This is a genomic window from Micromonospora antibiotica, from assembly GCF_017599305.1.
Taxonomy (GTDB): Bacteria; Actinomycetota; Actinomycetes; order Mycobacteriales; family Micromonosporaceae; genus Micromonospora; species Micromonospora antibiotica.
On the sequence record NZ_JAGFWR010000026.1, the window covers coordinates 1 to 15,453 of the forward strand.

13 protein-coding genes are annotated in these 15,453 nt (G+C 72.6%); 3 read left to right on the top strand and 10 right to left on the bottom strand.

Features of this window, described 5'->3' with window-relative positions; translation table 11 throughout:
- Positions 1 to 229: 229 nt before the first annotated feature.
- From JQN83_RS27550 to ppdK, 3 genes are all read right to left on the bottom strand, one after another.
- On the bottom strand, positions 230 to 1,504 hold the full coding sequence (locus JQN83_RS27550) for a deoxyguanosinetriphosphate triphosphohydrolase (RefSeq protein WP_208570077.1): 1,275 nt from the start codon (positions 1,502 to 1,504) through the stop codon (positions 230 to 232).
- 1 nt (position 1,505) lies between these two features.
- Entirely contained in the window at positions 1,506 to 1,694 is a 189-nt protein-coding gene (locus JQN83_RS27555) for a hypothetical protein (protein ID WP_208570078.1), read from the bottom strand.
- Positions 1,695 to 1,848: 154 nt separating this feature from the next.
- Complete coding sequence (ppdK, locus tag JQN83_RS27560; protein WP_208570079.1) at positions 1,849 to 4,605, bottom strand: pyruvate, phosphate dikinase; 2,757 nt, start codon at positions 4,603 to 4,605, stop codon at positions 1,849 to 1,851.
- Between the two features lie 407 nt (positions 4,606 to 5,012).
- Here ppdK and JQN83_RS27565 point away from each other — a divergent pair, with 407 nt between their 5' ends.
- The gene (locus tag JQN83_RS27565; protein ID WP_208570143.1) at positions 5,013 to 6,788 is read left to right on the top strand and encodes a beta-N-acetylhexosaminidase; all 1,776 of its coding nucleotides are present in this window, start codon (positions 5,013 to 5,015) and stop codon (positions 6,786 to 6,788) included.
- 762 nt (positions 6,789 to 7,550) lie between these two features.
- Positions 7,551 to 8,204, top strand: a complete 654-nt coding sequence (locus JQN83_RS27570) for a C39 family peptidase (RefSeq protein ID WP_208570080.1) — start codon at positions 7,551 to 7,553, stop codon at positions 8,202 to 8,204.
- A 214-nt stretch (positions 8,205 to 8,418) separates the two neighbouring features.
- Here JQN83_RS27570 and dusB read toward each other — a convergent pair whose 3' ends face one another.
- From dusB to JQN83_RS27605, 7 genes are all read right to left on the bottom strand, one after another.
- Positions 8,419 to 9,588 (bottom strand): tRNA dihydrouridine synthase DusB, encoded by a 1,170-nt coding sequence (dusB, locus tag JQN83_RS27575; RefSeq protein WP_208570081.1) that lies wholly within the window; start codon positions 9,586 to 9,588, stop codon positions 8,419 to 8,421.
- Positions 9,589 to 9,692: 104 nt separating this feature from the next.
- Complete coding sequence (locus tag JQN83_RS27580) at positions 9,693 to 10,520, bottom strand: hypothetical protein (RefSeq protein WP_208570082.1); 828 nt, start codon at positions 10,518 to 10,520, stop codon at positions 9,693 to 9,695.
- On the bottom strand, positions 10,513 to 11,466 hold the full coding sequence (locus JQN83_RS27585; RefSeq protein ID WP_208570083.1) for a hypothetical protein: 954 nt from the start codon (positions 11,464 to 11,466) through the stop codon (positions 10,513 to 10,515). The genes JQN83_RS27580 and JQN83_RS27585 overlap by 8 nt, the downstream gene beginning before the upstream one ends.
- A 64-nt stretch (positions 11,467 to 11,530) precedes the next feature.
- Complete coding sequence (locus JQN83_RS27590; RefSeq protein ID WP_208570084.1) at positions 11,531 to 12,364, bottom strand: hypothetical protein; 834 nt, start codon at positions 12,362 to 12,364, stop codon at positions 11,531 to 11,533.
- A gap of 233 nt (positions 12,365 to 12,597) precedes the next feature.
- Positions 12,598 to 13,977 (bottom strand): glycine--tRNA ligase, encoded by a 1,380-nt coding sequence (locus JQN83_RS27595; RefSeq protein ID WP_204926316.1) that lies wholly within the window; start codon positions 13,975 to 13,977, stop codon positions 12,598 to 12,600.
- A gap of 115 nt (positions 13,978 to 14,092) precedes the next feature.
- Positions 14,093 to 14,566 carry a hypothetical protein gene (locus tag JQN83_RS27600; RefSeq protein ID WP_208570144.1) on the bottom strand — a complete coding sequence of 158 codons (474 nt, stop codon included), beginning with the start codon at positions 14,564 to 14,566 and terminating at the stop codon, positions 14,093 to 14,095.
- Positions 14,567 to 14,799: 233 nt separating this feature from the next.
- A complete protein-coding gene (locus JQN83_RS27605) occupies positions 14,800 to 15,141 on the bottom strand; it encodes an antibiotic biosynthesis monooxygenase family protein (protein ID WP_208570085.1) in 342 nt (113 codons plus the stop codon).
- Between the two features lie 27 nt (positions 15,142 to 15,168).
- Between JQN83_RS27605 and JQN83_RS27610 the strand changes: the two genes are divergently transcribed.
- Positions 15,169 to 15,426, top strand: coding sequence for a DUF6703 family protein (locus tag JQN83_RS27610; protein ID WP_208570086.1), 258 nt, complete (start codon positions 15,169 to 15,171; stop codon positions 15,424 to 15,426).
- The last annotated feature ends 27 nt before the right edge of the window (positions 15,427 to 15,453 follow it).

Below are 15,453 nucleotides of genomic sequence, written 5' to 3' on the forward strand. Positions count from 1 at the left end.
GTCCGACCCGAAGCCCACAGATGCTCCAACACCTGCCGATGCCCGAACGTCAACACACCCGGCTTCGCCACCAGGACCTCCAACCCAACCCAAGATCAGTTGCACTGAAGCCTAGAAACCGCCCGATCAACTTTGACGTAAACCTCTTGATCAACTGACGCAAAGCTCTTGATCACCGGATCGAGGGGGCGGGGGGCGGAGGGCGGGAGCGGCGGGGGGGGAGGGGGTTTCAGGTGAGGTGGGTGTGCCAGGTCAGGGCGGCGGGGTCGGTGAGGGAGGCGACCTGGTCGATGATGACGCGTAGGCGGGCCGGGTCGTCTCCGGCCTGCCGCCAGAGGGGGGCGAAGACCGGGTCGAGGGCGTCCGGGGCGCGGTCGACGAGCACGGTGACCAGTTCGGTGAGGACGTCCCGCTGACGGTCGTAACGGGTGCGGGCGTCCGGACGGCACATCACGTACCGCCAGGCGATGCCCTTGAGCAGGGCACACTGCGCCCTGATCCGGCGCGGCACGACCAGGTCGGCGGCGTAGCGGTGGTGCGGGCCGGGGCCGAAGCGGTCCCGGGTCGCCCCGACCACGGTCGCCACGAACCGGCCGGTGAGCACGCTGGTGGTGGCCTTGAGGGCGACCTGCGCCCGGTGGCTGCCGTCGTACCCGGCCAACGGGGTGAGCACCGGGTCGGCGAGCAACTCGACAAGCACCCCGCCGAGGTCGTCCGGGGACTCCCCGGAGTAGACGGCGGCCACGTCGACGCAGAGCGCGGCGCGTTCGTCCGGGTCGTTCAGGAGGGGACGCAACGAGACGTACCCGCCGTGGATGCCGTCCTCGACGTCGTGCACCGAGTACGCCACGTCGTCGGCCCAGTCCATCACCTGCGCCTCCAGGCAGCGGCGGGCCCCGCCGGACGGGTCGGGATCAGCGGAGGTGGCGGTGGGGGCGGGGCTGCCGGCGCGTAGCCAGTCGAAGACCGGGCGATCGTCGCCGTACACGCCGAACTTGCGCAGCCCGGGGCGGCGGGGCCACGGGTACTTGCTGACCGCGTCGAGCGCGGCCCGGGTGAGGTTGAGCCCCGCAGGGCTGCCGTCCGGGGCGAGCACCTTCGCCTCCAGCCGGGTGAGCACCCGCAGCGTCTGCGCGTTGCCCTCGAAGCCGCCACAGGACGCGGCGAGCCCGTCCAGGGTGTCCTCGCCGTTGTGCCCGAAGGGCGGGTGCCCGAGGTCGTGGGCCAGCCCGGCGGTGTCCACCAGGTCGGGGTCGCAGCCGAGCCGGGCACCCATCTCCCGGGCGATCTGGGCCACCTCCAGCGAGTGGGTCAGCCGGGTACGCAGGAAGTCGTCGGTCCCGGCGACGTGCACCTGGGTCTTCGCGGCGAGCCGACGGAACGCCGCCGAGTGCAGCACCCGGGCCCGGTCCCGCTCGTACGGGGACCGGCCGTGGCCGGTGTCCTTGGGCGTCTCCTCGACCCACCGTTGCGCGTCGGCCGGGTGCCCGTCGACTGTGGGCATCTCAGCCCCGCCGGGGCTCGTCGTCGCCGGACAGGGCCAGCCCGAACACGCCGGACACGACCGGCCCGGACACGCCGGACAGGGCCGGCCCGAACGCAACCGGCCCGAACGCGCCGGGCGCGACCGGCCCGAACACGCAGGTCCCGGGTCGGCCGGCGTCGACGGTGGCGCTCACCCAGCCGCTGCTCATCCGGTCACCCCTTCACGGTCGTACCCCATGGTCGCGGGAGCCCAGGTTACGCCGCACCGCGCCGGGGGCGCGCGCACCGGGAACCCCGCGACCCGGCCGGGCACCGACGCCGCGCGACGCCCACCGGCGGCGGGCCGGTGGGCGTCGCGGGCGGTCAGCGGCTGTCGGAGCCGGTCGTCTCGATGGCGGCCCGGCCGGCCTCCAGCCGGGCGACCGGCACCCGGAACGGCGAGCAGGAGACGTAGTCCAGCCCCACCTCGTGGAAGAAGTGCACCGAGTCGGGGTCGCCGCCGTGTTCGCCGCAGACGCCGAGTTTCAGCCCGGGGCGGGCGGCCCGGCCCTCCTCGGCGGCGATCCGGATGAGCCGGCCGACCCCGTCGCGGTCGATCGACTCGAACGGGGAGATGCCGAAGATGCCCAGTTCCAGGTAGCGCCAGAAGAATGCGCCTTCGACGTCGTCGCGGGAGAAACCCCAGCCCATCTGGGTGAGGTCGTTGGTGCCGAAGGAGAAGAACTGCGCCGCCTCGGCGATCTGGCCGGCGGTCAACGCCGCCCGGGGCACCTCGATCATGGTGCCGATCAGCACCTCGACCCCGCTGTCCCCGACCACCTCGGCGATGATCTTCTCGGCTTCGGCGCGTACCGTCTCGAGCTCCTGGACCGCGCCGACCAGCGGGACCATGATCTCCGGGCAGGCCGCGCCGCCGTCGCGGGTGACCGCGACGGCCGCCTCGGCGATCGCGCGGACCTGCATCGCGAACAGGCCGGGGATGACCAGCCCGAGGCGCACGCCGCGCAGGCCGAGCATCGGGTTCTCCTCGTGCATCCGCCGGACGGCGGCGAGCAGCGCCTCCTCCTTGGCGACGTCCTCGCCGCGTTCCTGGGCGACGGCGACGTTGACCGCGAGCTGTTCCAGCGGGGGCAGGAACTCGTGCAGCGGCGGGTCGATCAGCCGGACGGTGACGGGGAGCCCGGCCATCTCGCGGAAGATCTCCACGAAGTCCTGGCGCTGCAGGGGCAGCAGAGCGGCGAGGGCGTCGGTGCGGTCGGTGTCGGTGGCGGCGAGGATCAGGCGTTCGACCAGTTCCCGCCGGTCGCCGAGGAACATGTGCTCGGTGCGGCACAGGCCGATGCCCTCGGCGCCGAAGCGCCGGGCGCGGGCCGCGTCCGCCCCGGTGTCGGCGTTCGTCCGCACCGCCAGCCGCCGCCGTGCGTCGGCGTGCGTCATGATCCGGTGTACGGCCCGGACCAGCGCGTTGTCGACGTGCGCCGGGTCGAGGCTGCCCTCGAAGTACTGGACCACCTCGGACGGCACGACCGGCACCTCGCCCAGGTAGACCTTGCCGGTGGTGCCGTCGATGGAGACGACGTCGCCCTCGGAAACGGTGCGCCCGCCGACGGTGAACCGCTTCGCCGGCACGTTGACCTCGATCTCGTCGGCCCCGGAGACGCAGGTCTTGCCCATCCCCCGGGCCACCACGGCGGCGTGGCTGGTCTTGCCGCCGCGCGAGGTGAGGATGCCCTGGGCGGCGATCATGCCGTTGAGGTCGTCGGGGTTGGTCTCCCGGCGGACCAGGATCACCGCCTTGCCCTCGGCGGCCAGCTCGACGGCGCGGGCGGAGGTGAAGACCACCGCGCCGGATGCGGCACCCGGGGAGGCCCCGATGCCCCGGGCGACCGGCGGGACGTCGTGGTCGAGCTGGAAGCGGGGGAACATGAGCTGGGCGAGCTGCGCGCCGTTGACCCGGTGCAGCGCCTCGTCGAGGTCGATCAGGCCCTCGTCGACGAGTTGCCCGGCGATGACGAACGCGGCGGCGGCGGTGCGCTTGCCCACCCGGGTCTGGAGCATCCAGAGCTTGCCCCGCTCGATGGTGAACTCGATGTCGCAGAGATCCTGGTAGTGCCCTTCCAGCCGGGCCATGATGTCGAGCAGCTGGTCGTAGGAGGTCTTGTCGAGCCGTTCCAGCTCCTGCAACGGCACGGTGTTGCGGATGCCCGCGACGACGTCCTCACCCTGGGCGTTGGCCAGGTAGTCGCCGTAGATGCCCTGCGCGCCGCTGCCCGGGTCGCGGGTGAAGGCGACCCCGGTGCCGGAGTCGGGGCCGAGGTTGCCGAAGACCATCGCCACCACGTTGACGGCGGTGCCCAGGTCGGCCGGGATGCGTTCCTGGCGACGGTAGAGGATCGCCCGCTCGGCGTTCCATGACTCGAAGACCGCCCGGATGGCCAGGTCGAGCTGCTCGCGCGGCTCCTGCGGGAACTCCCGCCCGGTGTGCTCGGCAAAGATCTTCTTGTACGTCTCGACCAGCCCGCGCAGGTCGTCGGCGTCCAGGTCGAGGTCGTCGTGGGTGCCCTTGGCCCGCTTGGCCTCGTCGAGGGCGTGTTCGAACTCCTCGCCCGGCACCTCGCAGACCGTCTTGCCGAACATCTGGATCAGCCGGCGGTAGGAGTCCCAGGCGAACCGGTCGTTGCCGCCGGAGGCGGTCGGGTCCGCGCTGCCGCCGGAGGCGGTCGGGCCTGCGCTGCCGCCGGCCTGGCGGGCGAGTCCTACGACGCTGCGGTCGTTGAGGCCGACGTTGAGGACGGTCTCCATCATGCCGGGCATCGAGAACCGGGCACCGGAGCGTACCGAGACCAGCAGTGGGTCGTCCGGGTCACCGAGACGACGCCCCATCTCCCGTTCCAGGGCTTGCAGATGGGCCTCGATCTGGCCGGCCAGCCCGTCCGGCTCCCGCCCGGTCGCCAGGTACGCCTGGCACGCCCCGGTGGTGATGGTGAAACCGGGCGGCACCGGCAGGCCGAGATTGGTCATCTCGGCGAGATTGGCGCCCTTTCCACCGAGCAGGTCCTTGAGATCCTTGTTGCCCTCGGCGAAGTCGTAGACGTACTTGTCCGTCTCGTGCGCTGTCACCAGAAGCCTCCCACGCGCGCCGGAATTGACACTTAACGAAGGTTCAGTTCTGACCTACCCCGGGGCCGACCTCCGGCAATCCGGCCTGGTCAGCGATCGGTGGGCGAAGGTTAAGCGAACATCGGGCAGCCTGGGACCGTTCGGTGACAATAGGCACAGCCATCACGACTATCCGCGTTCGCGCCGGTTTCTGGGAACGCTTCCATGCGCACGATCACGCAATTCCGCTTCCTCCTCGTACTCTTGACGTCACCGGTTCCGCAAACCTGACCTTTGCCATATCCCTCGCGAATACACCCCGGAGCTGCCCCGTGTCGCTCACCCCGCCCCCCGGCCTCGTCCCCGCCCCAGCCCCCGAGCAGCCAGCCCCCGCCGACCTCCCGTCCGCGCCCGACCAGGCCCCCACCATGCCGGCCGCGCCGACGACGGACGGGCCCGCGACGGACGGGCCCACGACGGGTGGGCCCACGACGGGTGGGCCCACGACGGGCTTCGTGGTCACCGGGGTCGAGCCGGCGGCGGCCGAACTGGCGGGCAGCGCCGCCGGGGCCGCCGAACGGCTGCTCACCCGGCCGCCGGTCGGGTTGGGCGACGTGGTGCCGGCGCCCGCGTCAGTGAGGCCGCAGCCGGCCGCGAACTTCGCCCTCCCGGCCGATGCGGCGGTACGGGTGAGCGCCGACCCGGCCGCCCGGGACGTCGCCGAACATCTCGCGGAGTTGCTGCGTCCCGCCACCGGCCTGCCGCTGCCGGTCGCCGACCTGCCCACGATCCCGGGCACGCTGATGCTCACCCTGGCCGCCACCGCGCCGCGCTCGGCGGCGGCGGCGGTGCGGGAGTGGGCAGCGGAGGAGTACCGACTCGACGTCGACGTCGACGGGGTACGCATCACCGCCGGCACCGCGGCCGGCCTCTTCCACGGTGTGCAGACGCTGCGGCAACTGCTGCCGGCGGCCGTCGAGAGCCGGACCACGGTGGCCGAGCGGTGGGTGGTGCCCGGCGGCACGATCGTCGACCGCCCCCACTTCCCCTACCGGGGCGCGATGCTCGACGTGGCGCGGCACTTCTTCACCGTCGACGACGTGTGTCGGGTGATCGACCACCTGGCCCGGTACAAGCTCAACCACCTGCACCTGCACCTCACCGACGACCAGGGCTGGCGGATCGCCGTCGACTCCTGGCCCCGGCTGGCCACCGTCGGCGGGCGCACCGAGGTGGGCGGCGGCCCCGGTGGCTGGTACACCGCCGCCGACTACCGACGCATCGTCGGATACGCCGCCCGGCGGCACGTCACCGTCGTCCCCGAGGTGGACCTGCCCGGCCATACCAACGCGGCGCTGGTCGCCTACCCGGAGCTGGCGCCGGGCAAGGTCGCGCCACCGCCGTACACCGGCACCGAGGTCGGCTTCAGCTACGTCGACCCCACCGACGAGCGGACGTACGACTTCGTCGCCGACGTGCTCGGCGAGGTGGCCGCGCTGACCCCCGGGCCGTGGCTGCACATCGGCGGCGACGAGGCGTACAAGGTGAAGGGGGCGGCGTACACCGGTTTCGTGGAGCGGGTGCAGCAGATCGTCGCCGGGCTCGGCCGGACCGTGGTCGGCTGGCACCAGATCGCCCCCGCCGACCAGGTCGACGGCCGGGTCCTCCAGTGGTGGGGCACCGACGGCGACGACCCGACCGTCGCCGAGGCGGTACGCCGGGGCGCCCGGCTGATCCTCTCCCCCGGCAACCACGCCTACCTGGACATGAAGTACGCCCCGGACACACCGCTCGGCCACGACTGGGCGGGCCTGATCGACGTGCACCGGGCGTACCACTGGGACCCGGCGACCCACCTGACCGGCGTCCCGGCGGAGGCGGTGCTCGGCGTGGAGGCCCCGCTCTGGACCGAGTCGGTGACGTCGTTGGCCGAGATCGAGTTCCTGCTCCTCCCCCGGCTGCCCGCCCTTGCCGAGGTGGCCTGGTCCGCGCCGTCGACCCGGAGCTGGGCGGGATTCCGGGAGCGGCTGGCCGGCCACGGCCCGCGCTGGCAGGCCGCCGGCATCACGTTCCACCCGTCCCCGGAGATCCCCTGGCCCCACCTCCGACAACGTCCGCATCGCCGGCAGCCCGCCACCAGCCCGCCAACCTCGACCACTTTCCGTCACATCCGGCCACGGGCAGACAGCAATCACGTAGAGTAACCGATTTTCGATCCCATTCCGCGGCCCAGCCGGCCCCGTAATCCTCAGAACCCGCCTGAACTGCCCATTCCCCCCAACTCCCGGCAACCCCCACCAACCCCCATCCACATCCTTTGCTCTGCTGCCACATTCGCACCAGACACAAAGCGTGACCGTCGCGCCGAGGGCAGCAGAGCAAAGGATGCGGGTGGGTCTGGGGTGGGGGGCGCCAAAAGTGACGCTTAGTGACCGAATTGAGAGGTCGGCGACGGGGTCGTCGGATTCGGGGCGCCGCTGGCGGACCAGCCCACCCGCCCGGTGACGGAGGCCACCCGTAGGTCGGAATCGTGGGCCGGCCGGGGTCGTTACATCTGGCATCCGCGATCGCACCCCGGCCGGCCCGCTCGGCCGGAGGCGCGGGAGCGCCACCGGAACGGACGCCCCCCGGAGCACGACGCCCCGGAACACGGCGCCCGAGCACGGCGGCCGGAACGCGAGCCACCCGGAACGCGAGCCACCCGGAACACGAGCCACCCGGAACGCGAGCCATCCGGGGCGCGCCGCCCCGGAACAGCGAGCCACCCGGAACGCACGGGCCTCGGCGCTGGCAGCGGGCGCGGAATGCCTGCGCCACCGGCTCGGTTACACGTCCCCGGCCGGCACCCCGCGAACCGCCGGCCCGAGCTACCTCTTCACCTGCCCCACGGCGCGACCGCGCCCATCCCGCACCCCCTGCGGACGTATGCGGGCGTGGACCCCCGAGATGCAGAGGAGCACGACATCATGCGTACCGACATCCTGCGTAAGACCGTGCTGACCGCTGCCGGCCTGGCCGTCACCGCCGGTGGCATCGCCGGCCCCGCGCTGGCCGCCCAGGCCGCCGAGACGACCCGACCCGCCGCCGTCGTGCAGACCGACCGCAAGCCGGCCGGCGAGCGCGAGTTGAAGGTCGACTACGCCGCGCAGCCCAACTTCTACTACTGCGGCCCCGCCGCCACCCGGAACGCCCTGAGTGTCCAGGGCAAGAACATCGACGTCGACGCCATGGCCAAGGAGATGGGCACCACCGAGGACGGCACCGACAGCATCAACGACATCACCCCGGTGCTGAACAAGGAGATCGGCCGCAACGCGTACCGCAGCACCGAGATCCCGGTCGACAAGGTCGACGGCAAGCGCATCGCGCAGCTGCGGGCCGACATCGTCCGGGCGGTGGACGACGGCCGAGCCGTGGTCGCCAACATCGCCGGCACCGCCACCGACACCGACGGCAACACCCACGCCTTCGAGGGTGGGCACTACATCAGCGTCGTCGGCTACCGCGACGGTGGGCGGGTCGTGACGATCGCCGACTCCGCCAACCCGGACACCGCCTCCTACCGGATCGACGTCGACGAGCTGGCCCACTGGATCGCCAGCCGCGGCTACGCCTCCTGACCCGCCCCACACCGGTCATGCGAAGGGCCGGCCCCCCTCCCGGGGGTCGGCCCTTCGCCGTCGGCACCGCCGACCGGCGGACCACCCCGGACAACCCGAACAGCACACCACCCCGGGCGGCGGAACACCACGGACCACCCCCAGGCAGCGGACGGCCCGGGCGGCGGACGCCCCGGCGACCCCGGGCGGCGGACGGCGACCGGGTCGGTCGGTCTCAGCCGCCCGAGTCGTCCAACTCGGCCCCCTCGGGGACGGTGTCGTCGTCCCGGCTGGCCAGCCAGCCCTCGGGCAGGAAGACCTTGCCGGGAGAGTTCGTCCGGCCGCGCGGCTGACCGAGGGCGGCCACCGGGAACGGTTCGACCGCGTCCAGCTTGCCGAGCAGGTCGTCCAGCTGGGCCAGGCTCTCGATCATGGCGAGTTCCCGGCGCAGCTCGCTGCCCACCGGGAAACCCTTCAGGTACCAGGCGACGTGCTTGCGGAAGTCGGTGCAGCCGTCCCGCTCGCCCCGCGCCGGGGTACGCGAGCCGGCGGTGAACTGTTCCACCAGCAGTTCGGCGTGCCGACGCATGGTCACCGCCACCTCGCCGAGGGTCGGCAGCCGACGCTCCGGTCGGCCCTCGAATGCGGCCTCCAGGTCGGCGAAGAGCCACGGCCGCCCCAGGCAACCCCGGCCGACCACCACCCCGTCCACCCCGGTGTGGGCCACCATCCGCAACGCGTCGTCGGCCTCCCAGATGTCACCGTTGCCGAGCACCGGCACGTCGAGCGCCTGCTTGAGGGTGGCGATGGCGTCCCAGTCGGCAGTGCCGGAATACCGCTGCGCAGCCGTACGCCCGTGCAGGGCGACCGCCGCCACCCCGGCGTCCTGGGCGGCCAGCCCCGCCTCGACGTACGTCAGGTGGTCGTCGTCGATGCCCTTGCGCATCTTGACGGTGACCGGCACCCCGGCGGGTGACGCGGCGTCCACCGCCGCCCTGACCAGCCGGGCGAAGAGCCGCCGCCGCCAGGGCAGGGCCGAGCCGCCGCCCCGGCGGGTCACCTTGGGCACCGGGCAGCCGAAGTTCAGGTCGATGTGGTCGGCGAGGTCACGCTCCACCACGATCCGTACCGCAGCCGCGGTCACCTCCGGGTCGGTGCCGTAGAGCTGGAGGCTACGCGGTTGCTCCTCGGCACCGAACGCGATCATGCGCAGGGTCTTCGGGTTCCGCTGCACCAGCGCGATCGTGGTGATCATCTCGCAGACGTAGATGCCACCGCCCTGCTCCCGGCAGAGCTGCCGGAAACCGACGTTGGTGATGCCGGCCATGGGCGCGAGCACCACCGGCGGCCACACCCGGTGGGGGCCGATGGTGAGCGGGCGCAGGACCGCAGCGGGACTGGTCACGTACCCCAGAATCCCATGCCGTCGGCGGCCCGCCCACCGCCGGTCCCCGGCCGCCGCCACGGCGGTGGGCAAACTCGCACCACGACGGCGACCGGTGTACGACTTCAGTACGTGCCGGGTTCGGCGAGGATCAACCCGCAGACGTCCACGATGACCGAGGTGGCCGCGTTGACGTAGACGCCGAACGACAGCGGGGTGCCGTCGTGGCTGCCCAACTGCACCTCCACCAGGTTCGACAGCACCTGGTTGGGCCCCCACCAGTTCAACGAGGACGTCCCCGGCCGAGCCGTCGACGAGCTGTACGCGGTGAGGAAGCCGCCGGAGACGGTCCCGGCCACGGTGACGTTGACGTACGCGGCGGTGGCCTTGCCGGCCAGCGCCGGCGGCACGTTCTCCACCGTCACGTGGATGATCTTGCCGGCGCCGAGCTTGCCGGCGAGCACGTTCCCCGCGCCGGCCACCACGTTGCCGCCGTAGGTGCCCATCGCACGGGTGTCCAGGATGCGCGTCGGCGCGACCGCCAGCGTCCGGTTCGCCCAGCGGGAGGTGTTGACGTACCGCTTCGTCGCGTCCCTGCCCCCGATGACCAGGTCACCCGACTCGTTGATCGCCAGCGAACCGGTAGGCAGCTCCGCCGGGATCGCCGCGTCCGCAGTGGGCGCGAGGATCAACGGCGGACGCCCGTCGGCGTGGGTGAGGGTCAGCGTCGGGGCGGCCGACGAGCCCCCGGTCAGCAGCGTCCCGGTCGTACCGGCGTCGTTGGTCAACCCGGCGCGGACCGGGTCGCCGGCAGCCGCCTCGGCCGGCGTGGCGACGACGGCCGCGACCGGGACACCCGCACCGACGGCGAGGCCGCCCTTCACCAGCCGCCGACGGGTGGTCGAGGAGCTCTGGTCGCTGGTCATGCTGCTGTCCTCCTCGTGGTCACGCACCGGTCCGCACCTCGCGGTCACCGCGCTCGGCGGCTTCCCTGATCACCCGGGCCCGGACTCCGCCGGCACCGACGCGACCGCCCTGGGCGGCCTTCGCGTTGACCACCGCCGACTCCGGGTGGAACACCAGCAGGCCGGTGACATCGAGGATCACCGCCGCCGCGCCAGCGGCCACCCAGACGGCCACCACGTCGGGGTAGTAGTCCCCACCGGCGGTCTCGTAGCCGCCGAGCTGGGAGATGACACCGTTGGAGAGCAGCTGGCCGGCGTCCCACCAGTTGATCGTGGAGGCGGTGGGCAGCTCACCCCGACCCCAGACGGTGGCGAACCCGCCGCGCGCGGTGTTGGCCACGGTGACGTTGCCCATCAGGCCGTCGCCGTAGTCGACGATGTCGCGCAGGTGCACGACCAGCAGGGTGTCGGCAAGTACCCGGCCCTGCGGATCGACCCGGCCGGCCCCCTCCAGGAGCCGGGCGCGACCGGTCGCGCTACGACTGTCGAGCACCCGGGTCGGCGGGATCGGCACCAGCATGGTGGCGTTCGCCGTGGTCAGCGTCTCGTGCTGCACCACCGCGCTGTCGACCACCCGCTGCACGCCCAGGCCGTCGGCGGTGGAGACCAGCCCGCCGCCCCACCCGAAGCTGGACGACCGGCGGGTCAGCCGGAGGGTCGCACCGGTGCTGTTCTCCAGGGCGAGCGTTGCGGCCCCGCCGTCGGCGGCGCTGGTCACGACGGTGTGCAGGCCGCCGGTGGTGGTCCCGCCGAGGACAACCGGGTCTCCGGTCGCGGCGGCGGCGGGCGCGGCGTTGGCTGTGGTGCCGGCGGTCGCGGCGGCGGCGGGCGCCGCGGCGGCTGTGGTGCCGGCGACCGCCGCGCCGCCGGTGACGGCGGCCCGCCGCAGCAGGGCCCGCCGGGAGGCGGCCGGGTCAGGTTCGGTCGACGTCATTCTTCGTTCCCCCGTCGGCTGGTCGGATGGCGGCGTTCGGGGCGCGGTGCGCGCCTCCGGCCACCTAGGCACGGTTGACGAGCACCTGGCTCGGGTGACCGACCAGCAGGCTGGTCAGGTCGAGGATCACGTGGGTCGGCGAACTGGTGGCCTGGAGCGTCAACACGCTGCGGTACGCCCCAACGGCACCGAGCTCGGTGAAGAGGAAGTTCGACAGGACCTGGCCGCTGGTCCACCAGTTCACCGTGGACGTGACCGGCCTGGGGCCGCTGCCCCACACGGTCAGCACGCCGCCACCTGTCATCCCGGTCACGGTCACGTTGCCCTTGAGCGCATAACCGTCCCGGACGTAGCCGTCCAGACTGAGTACGACCGGCTTGCCGGGGACCAGCCGGCCGGTGGCGTCCAGGTCGCCGGCGCCGGAGACGATGGCCCGGCGCAGGTTCGGATCCCGGGTGTCGAGCACCCGGGTCGGCGCGACCGCCACCGAGGTGGTCGCCCACTCCGAGGTCCAGGCCCAGCCGGCGGTTGCCTGGTCGGCGTCGTCCGCCCCGGCCTTGACGAACAGGTCGCCCTGGTCGTCGACGGCCAGCGTGCCGAGCGCGGCGTCCAGCACCTGCGGATAGATGCTCTCGCCGGGCACCAGCCGCAGCGGCGCACCCCCGGTGTTCCTCAGTAGCAGCGTGCCGTAGCCGCTGGTGGCGTTCACCGTGGTGGTGGCCGGGCCGGCGTCGTTGGTCGTACCCATGGTGAGGTTGCCGCCCGGGGCGGCCTGCGCGGTGCCGGGCAGGCCGACCGTGGCGGCGACACCCGCGCCGGCCGTGCCGGCGACGACCGTGGCGGCCCGGCGCAGCAGGCGACGACGATCCGGGTCGTGGTCAGGTTGCGACGCACGCATCATTTCCCACCCCCGTGTAGAGATTCAGCACCGCTGATGCTGACACGGCCCACCGACCCATTCAAGGACTGAACGGACACAGCTACCGACCGGTGCCCGGCCCGGGACCCGACCCCGCCCGGCAACGCGACCCACCCGGCCCCGCCCGGCAACGCGACCCACCCGGCCCCGCCCGGCAACGTGCCGGCCCCGCCCCGGACAGCGGGGCGGGGCCGGTACGACGGCGGTCGGGGTCAGCAGCCGGGCAGCCGCTCGATCAGGTAGCGCTCGACCTGGTCGAGGGCGACCCGCTCCTGGGCCATGGTGTCCCGGTTCCGCACGGTCACCGCGTCGTCGTCGAGGGTGTCGAAGTCGACGGTGACGCAGAACGGGGTGCCGATCTCGTCCTGCCGGCGGTAGCGGCGGCCGATCGCCTGCGAGTCGTCGAACTCGACCACCCAGCGCTTGCGGAGCTGGGCGGCGAGCCCCTTGGCCTTCGGCGAGAGCGCCTCGTTGCGCGACAGCGGCAGCACCGCCACCTTGACCGGGGCCAGCCGGGGGTCGAAGCGCATCACGGTGCGCTTGTCGACGCCGCCCTTGGTGTTCGGGGCCTCGTCCTCGTCGTACGCCTCCAGCAGGAACGCCAGCACCGCGCGGGTGAGGCCGGCGGCCGGCTCGATGACGTACGGCACCCAGCGCTCGTTGCGGGTCTGGTCGAAGTACGACAGGTCCACGCCGGAGTGCTTGCTGTGCGTGGCCAGGTCGAAGTCGGTGCGGTTGGCCACCCCCTCCAGCTCGGCGAACTCGGTGCCGCCGAACCGGAACCGGTACTCGATGTCGACGGTGCGCTTCGAGTAGTGGGAGAGTTTCTCCTTGGGGTGCTCGTAGAAGCGCAGGTTCTCCTCGGACAGGCCCAGGTCGAGGTACCAGTTCCAGCGCTCCTGCAACCAGTACTCGTGCCACTGCTCGTCGGAGCCGGGCTCGACGAAGAACTCCATCTCCATCTGCTCGAACTCGCGGGTGCGGAAGATGAAGTTGCCCGGGGTGATCTCGTTGCGGAACGACTTGCCGGTCTGCGCGATGCCGAACGGCGGCTTCTTGCGGGCGGCGGTCGCCACGTTGTTGTAGTTGACGAAGATGCCCTGGGCGGTCTCCGGGCGTAGGTAGTGCAGGCCCTCGTCGCTCTCCACCGGGCCGAGGTAGGTCTTCATCAGGCCGTTGAACATCTTGGGCTCGGTGAAGGTGCCCTTGTTGCCGCAGTTGGGGCAGTTCAGCTCCTGCAACGAGGTCAGCGGCTTGCCGTGCTTCTCGGCGTACGCCTCCTCCAGGTGGTCGGCGCGGAACCGCTTGTGGCACGACTGGCACTCGGTGAGCGGGTCGACGAACTCGGCGAGGTGGCCGCTGGCCTCCCAGACCTTGCGGGCGAGGATGACCGCCGAGTCGAGGCCGACGACGTCGTCGCGCTGCTGGACCATCGCCTTCCACCACTGCCGGCGGACGTTCTCCTTCAGCTCCACACCGAGCGGACCGTAGTCCCACGCCGAGCGGGTGCCTCCGTAGATCTCACTGGAGGGGAAGACGAAGCCTCGGCGCTTGGCGAGGCTGACGACGGCGTCGATACGGTCGGCTGGCATGTTTCCTCCTACGCCGGCTGGCGGTCGGCGTGGCCATGAGGTGGGTGGGACCGGACGGTCCGGGACAACGGTACGACCAGCAGCGCCCCGGGCCCAGCAGAATACCGGTGCCGGCTCAGCTGACCCCGCACACCTCCATGCCGCCGGTCTGCTGGTCGGCGGCGAGGGTGACCTGCTGGGTGCCCCGCCCACCACCGTTGAAGGTGACGTCGACCGGCACGGTCAGGGTCTGCGGGTCGACGTCACCGACCCGGTAACTGGCCACGGCCGGCTCCTCGGCGATCCGGCGGGTGAACTCGCCCCGGGACTCCCGCCGACGCGCGTCGTCGCAGAGCTTCTCGTAAGCCTTGCCGTACTGCTTGTCGACCAGGGCGCGGTAGTAGTCGTCGGTGACCGCCTGACCCTGCTCCTCGATCGCCTGCACGTTGCTGACCACCAGCCCGACGGCTGCCGCGCCGCCGCCTCCGCAGCAGATCAACAGGGCGAGCGCCCCGACGCCGAGGCCCAGCCAGAGCCGCTTGCGGCTGCCCTCGGTGGGCGGGGCGGCGAACGGCGGGGCCACCCCGGGACCCTGGGGTGGGGCGGGCACCCCCGGGTCACCCGGGGCGGTGGGCACCCCCGGGGCACCCGGCGGGGCGGGCACGCCCGGGTCACCCGGGGCGGCCGACGGCGGGGTGCCGTCCGGGCCGGGTGTCGCGGGGTACGGCGGTGGGGCTGCCGGGCCGGGAGCGGTCATAGGAGCAGGGTAGTGCCCCCGGGCTCAACGCTGCGGACGCGCGGCCCGATCAGGCTCGACGCTGCGGCACGCGGCCCCGACCGGGCTCAGCGGTGCGGACTCGCGGCCCGGTCGCTGTCGACCACCACCACCTCGCCGTCGGGGGCGGCGCCGGCCAGTGTCTCGTACGCCGAGGGTTCGTCGACCGACTCGGCGAGCAACGGCACGGCGGTGATCTTGACGTCGAACCCGCCCAGCGCCCGCCGGTACGTCCCGACCGACTCCCACTCGGTGAGCAGGCACCAGTGCCGGGGGTCGTCGAGGGCGCGCAGGAGTTCACCGCGCAGGTAGCCGGGGCGGGCGGCGAGCGCGGCCAGCGCGGCGTGCGCCCGGGCGGTGAAGTCGTCCGACGCCTCGACGGCGACCACGAACCGGTTGGTGACCAGCACCGGGTTCCTCCTCGTAGAGTCTGTGGGATGCAGCCTACGCAGCGCCCTCTGCTGGCCCGGTTGGCCCGGGCGAACCCGACGTCGGTGTTCCTCGCCACCCTGGCGCTGGTGCTGGTGGCGCTCTTCGCGCCCGGCCCGGTCGGTGGGCTGCTGCTGTTGGCGCTGGCCGCCGGGCTGGCCTATCTGCTGGCCACCACCTGGCCGGTGCAGGCGCCACAGACCCGGCTGTTGCGGTTGGTGATGTTGACGCTGCTGGTCACGGTGGCCCTGGTCAAGCTCTTCTGACATGCACTCATGCGTTTTTGACAATCA

What these genes read in the sequence shown, in the direction of transcription:
- JQN83_RS27550 (WP_208570077.1), bottom strand. Translation starts at nt 1,504, where the DNA reads ATGCCCACAGTCGACGGGCACCCGGCCGACGCGCAACGGTGGGTCGAG.
- JQN83_RS27555 (WP_208570078.1), bottom strand. Translation starts at nt 1,694, where the DNA reads ATGAGCAGCGGCTGGGTGAGCGCCACCGTCGACGCCGGCCGACCCGGG.
- JQN83_RS27565 (WP_208570143.1), top strand. Translation starts at nt 5,013, where the DNA reads ATGCCGGCCGCGCCGACGACGGACGGGCCCGCGACGGACGGGCCCACG.
- JQN83_RS27570 (WP_208570080.1), top strand. Translation starts at nt 7,551, where the DNA reads ATGCGTACCGACATCCTGCGTAAGACCGTGCTGACCGCTGCCGGCCTG.
- JQN83_RS27585 (WP_208570083.1), bottom strand. Translation starts at nt 11,466, where the DNA reads ATGACGTCGACCGAACCTGACCCGGCCGCCTCCCGGCGGGCCCTGCTG.
- JQN83_RS27590 (WP_208570084.1), bottom strand. Translation starts at nt 12,364, where the DNA reads ATGCGTGCGTCGCAACCTGACCACGACCCGGATCGTCGTCGCCTGCTG.
- JQN83_RS27595 (WP_204926316.1), bottom strand. Translation starts at nt 13,977, where the DNA reads ATGCCAGCCGACCGTATCGACGCCGTCGTCAGCCTCGCCAAGCGCCGA.
- JQN83_RS27610 (WP_208570086.1), top strand. Translation starts at nt 15,169, where the DNA reads ATGCAGCCTACGCAGCGCCCTCTGCTGGCCCGGTTGGCCCGGGCGAAC.